This window comes from Allocoleopsis sp. (assembly GCF_036703385.1).
Lineage (GTDB): Bacteria > Cyanobacteriota > Cyanobacteriia > Cyanobacteriales > Coleofasciculaceae > Allocoleopsis.
Window position 1 is genome coordinate 1 of sequence record NZ_DATNPA010000190.1, and the last position, 4,669, is coordinate 4,669.

Consider the following 4,669-nt stretch of genomic DNA (forward strand, 5'->3'; position numbering starts at 1 on the left):
GGTAAACGTCTCTAGAAAACCATCTGTCGCTTGTACAATTTGTCGCCAATTCTCATTCGCTTCCGGTACTCTAGAACCCGGTAGAAGGGTAACAACCAGCGATCGCTGCATTTCTTTCAACTCAGCATCGGTTTCATAAAATATAGGTGCAGGATTCTCTGGGTAAATGCCGTCCATCATCGGATTCCCTAAATCAAACGCAGGGATAGACCATTTTTGTAAGGTTTCCGTTGTCAGCTTATCTCTGGGAAACACCGCCTTGCAGCGCCGACGACTCATCAACCAGCGATCAAAAGGATGATAAACCGAGCCAGACCAAGTTTCCCAAAATGACCGATTGGGTAACACTCCAGCTTCATCCCGCACATAATACTCTGATTTCGCTGTCCCGACAAATCCATAAGGTGCGCCACTTAACCCAGCAAACAAGAGGGGAACAATATCCCCTACCGCCAAAATCACACCCCCTTTTTTGCTCCAACGACGGACAGCTTTGAACTGTGCCCAAGTGAGTTGCAGTAAACCACCTTGCAAATCTCGCAGTAATTGACGCCCTTCCATATAAATAAAGCCACCGGAAGGCATCGTCTGCACGGTTCCAATTATGGGAATACCTAGTTGGCTATAAGCTCGTCCTTCACCCACTAAGGGCAATGCTGCCAGTTCTGGGGCATTGGGGTGTTTCTGCAATTCTTGCAAAATTCGGACGGCAATCACATCCTCGCCATGACCATTGCTGAGGCAGAGCAGACGCATCATTAGTATCTGGTTAGTCCTTTGATGAACAAAAAATAGCTCCTGACCCTTCGTGGAATTGCACCACAGCAGAAACCTGCATTGTCTAGGATCGGCAAAAATAAATCAATGTCTGTCTTTGCCGTAGCTTTGAGTAATTATACTTATCAACGTTGGAGGGTGATGTTAGTGGGTCAGTTATGTGTATCACGCTACCTAGAAACTACGGCAGAGAACACACAGCCTAGGCTGCTTGAATAAATTTCAATGCTTTTATTGCAAATCGGGGACAAATAGCAAAACTTGCTTTAAAGTTTTCCGCTTTCTTAGTTAAGCGGAACGACACTGTTAAGAACTCTCCTACCTTACCAACCAACCCTTGTGCAGGGGGTCTGGGGGAGGCACTCCGTCCCCCAGTGGGGGGTTTGGGGGGAACCCCCCCAATCTTGGTTTTTCCAAGAAACGATCACTTTTCGCTTAAGTCAGTGCCATTTCTAGTGGTAAAGCGTTTGGTCTGACTCCATTAGCTGGTTAGACGGTGCAGGCGGAACATAGGCAGAGTCATTCGGTTCGGGCGTGAACATCCCGAACATGGGTACGGCTAACCCATCATTCTGATTCAGGGGGTCAAGGCCGAGTATTAGTTCAATAGTGCGGAGTAAACTAAGTTGATCATAGCGATCGCTCACCACAACACCTCGCTTCACATAAGGACTAGCCGCTAAAGCTACTGTGCGCGTCGCATCCACATGATCCGGCCCATTTTGGGCATCATCCTCTACAACCAGAATCAAACTCTCCCGCCAAATCGGGCTTTTAGAAATCGTTTCCACAATCCTCCCCAACGCCGCATCATTCTGAGCAACCATTTGGTATGGATTGGGCAATCCGGGTTGTTGTCCAGCCGTGTGGTCATTCGGCAGCCAGATATAATTCAACTGCGCCACTCGTCCCGACTTTAGCTGCTTCTCAAAATCGGTTTTCCAGTCCAAAAACCGCTGTAAATCCGAGTACGTTAAATCCCATGAAGGGTAATTTAAGGGAAAGTGATAGAGAAATGTTGCAAACTTCTGGCGAAACGCCGCATCTTTCTGCCAAGCCTGTGCCAAACTATCGTCACCCGTAAATGTTTGCGATAGAAAACGGGCGAATTCTGGCTTTTCTAGGAGGTGAACAGCCTCTTGTGGAGTATCTGCTTGACCGTAGTAAGTTTTGAGAAACTCAGTAACTTCCTTCCCTCGATCAGTCTGAGCCGCAAAGACCATCGTTTGATTGTAGAACTTCTGAGCCAGCTCACTCTCGCTTCCATACCTGTCCACAATCAGCTGATAAGCGCGAGTAAAGATATAGTAAGGCTCTCCATAAATTCGGTAATCTACTCCTTTTGCTTCCAAGGCATTCCACAGGTAAGTTGGAGAAAATGTAACGGGTACGGTTCCAAAAGGATAAGTATTAAATCGCCCAGAGTACTTAGCATTACCCAGCCACTCCAAAAAAGGACTGGCATAGCCACTCGTCGTGAAGCTATGCCCCAAAACGCTAATTTCGCCATTGGCGTAGAAATTATCAAGAGTGACGAATTCCTTAGCTAGCTGGTGATGGTTAGGCGTAATATTTTGCCCAAATAGTGTCAATTTCGGGTCACCATTCCCCCGCCCCAAATCTCCCAACACCTGATCGTAAGTGCGGTTTTCTTTAACAATATAAAAGATATGACGGATAGGCAATTTCATCCCAGCTTTGGGGCTGTACAGGGGAGAACCCTCTTCTACCTGTTTCGTCCATTTCCCCAAATTCGATGCAATTTCTCCCTTGGGAATAATGGATACCGCTCCTTTGAGCAACGTCAGCACATAATCTTGTCCTCCCTTTTCTACAATCGGCTGTGGCCCTTGAGGATTGGGACGGCGCGGACGGATACCCTTGGCACTGACGACTAGCATTTGCCCTTTATTGAGCAGTACCTTGGTGGGATACCAACCTGTTGGGATAAAGCCCACTTCTTGGCGTGTATTCTTATCAAAAACAGCTACGGCATTAATCTCAGCTTGGGTGACATAAACCTGATTTCCCTCCACTACGCAGGAGGTCGGAGAACTCCCCGAACGGAATCCTTTGTGATGAACCTCGATTTTTCCTACTACTGCATCTCGTTTTGTGTCAACAATGGAAAGTTCATCCGAGGTGGTGTTTACGATATAAAGATTGGAATTATCCTGACAGAACGTTTGAGGAGTTTTCCCAACTTCAAGAGTTTTGAGAGGCTTAAGTTCTTTGTCGTAGACTAAAAGTTTGTTTTCTCCTGTCAAAGTGAGGTAAAACTTGTTGTTCAGGTATTGAACGGTATAAGGGAAATATCCTACATTTACTTCTCTCTCGATTTGCCCTGTTTCGGTGTTCAGAATAGCCAGTTGTCCCTTTCCGTAAATCTTCTGCTCGTTATCCCTCACCATGTAAAGGACGGCGAGATGCTTGGCGTCAATGGGTGCCATGCCTGCGGCAAAGCCATTCACTGGATATTCGCGGACTGGATTGAATTCTTGGTTTAAGCGATAGATTTTTTGGTCAAAACCGCCACTAATATATAAATCGCCGTCTAACCCCTGTTTAGCACTGGGAAAAATGGATGGAAAGTGCAACGTCTTAACTACGCGGCTGCTGTTGGTATCAACGATGGAGACTTCTTGGCCTTCTTTACCGTAAAAACCAGTATCGAGTACTACCAGTTTTCCGGCGTAAACAATCGCTTCATAGGGTAGTCTTCCCACTTCAACCTGAGTACCTGCGGGAGCAATCTTCCAGCCGTTAGGTAATGCTACTTCTGTGGAACGGGTCGCTTTCGAGGCTGCCTGAGCTTGGGAAACATAGGGTTGTATGTGTTCGTAGGGTGTTTTCTTGGCAAATTCCCACAGTTCCCGATTCAGGTTCTCTTCCTCAGCTGGATCGTCTAATTCTATTTCTTTGTGTGGCTGTTGTTGGGCGGTTGGCTCATCTGAGTGAAAATCTCGTTGCGATCGCTCTTGTGCCACTACACGAATTGACACACTTGTCAACAAAAGGATGCTCGCTAGAGCTGACCATCTGTACTTCATGGGGAGTCTCCAAAATTGAGTCAGGAAAGCCGTTTCAATCCTGCCTGATTTTGAGGCTCAAGGGTTAACTTCTGTTTATCTCACTCGCCAGGAAGACCCAAAGCGTGAGTAGCAAGCTTTTTGAGGCGATCGCTTCAAGGATTATCGCACGATCGCATCCACAACTCTCAGTCCGCCCCCTGAAGTGTGGCAGATAGGGTTGTGGCACAACCCTTGGAACTTGGCAATTTGAGCAACGGTCTGGTTAATCAAAAGCAAGACGATTGTAACAACGCTGACTAGCGATGAGGCTACTTTTATGCTAAATAGAGCAATTTTACTTTCTACATTAGCGCTCCTCGCAGCTGGGGAGTTAACCCACAAAGCGATCGCTTCTCCAAACGTCGCGAATTCGACTACGAAATCGGGAGCGAGTAACTATGTGGTTCCGGTGCAGGCGTCCCCAGCATCCCAGTCAGCGGCGGCAATTGCTTCACCCGAAGTGGCTGTGACACCTGTGTTTTCTCAGTCTAGCCAAGCTGGAAACACTAGAACGGTGGCAGTCCCCACCACATCGCAATCTTCTCAGTCCGCCACAACGCGCACCACAACTCAGGCATCTGGAACAGCGACGAACTCAGTTGCCCAGTCCACACGCACTTCAGCCAAATCAACCAATAGCAGTGAGGCTGCGGTTACTGCCACAGATGTTCAGGTCAAGGGTGCAACACAAGAATTGCAACAGTTAGTTTTGGACAGCATTAGCACTCGTTCCGGTGGTGCAACCAGTCAAAGTCAGTTGGACAATGATGTGGCAACTATTTTAAACACGGGTTACTTTGCCAATGCCCGTGTGAGCAAAA

The 4,669-nt window shown here is 47.4% G+C and carries 2 protein-coding genes and 1 pseudogene; 1 reads left to right on the plus strand and 2 read right to left on the minus strand.

The window, feature by feature from the left end:
• Together V6C93_RS09665 and V6C93_RS09670 are read right to left on the minus strand one after the other, a co-directional pair.
• Window positions 1-756, minus strand: a 756-nt coding sequence (locus V6C93_RS09665; RefSeq protein ID WP_349262663.1) for a lipid-A-disaccharide synthase-related protein, incomplete at its 3' end; no start/stop codon positions are given.
• Window positions 757-1,229: 473 nt separating this feature from the next.
• Window positions 1,230-3,827, minus strand: coding sequence for a bifunctional YncE family protein/alkaline phosphatase family protein (locus V6C93_RS09670; RefSeq protein WP_333476447.1), 2,598 nt, complete (start codon window positions 3,825-3,827; stop codon window positions 1,230-1,232).
• A gap of 298 nt (window positions 3,828-4,125) precedes the next feature.
• Between V6C93_RS09670 and V6C93_RS09675 the strand changes: the two are divergent.
• A pseudogene (locus V6C93_RS09675) lies at window positions 4,126-4,669 on the plus strand (outer membrane protein assembly factor); the annotation flags it as partial.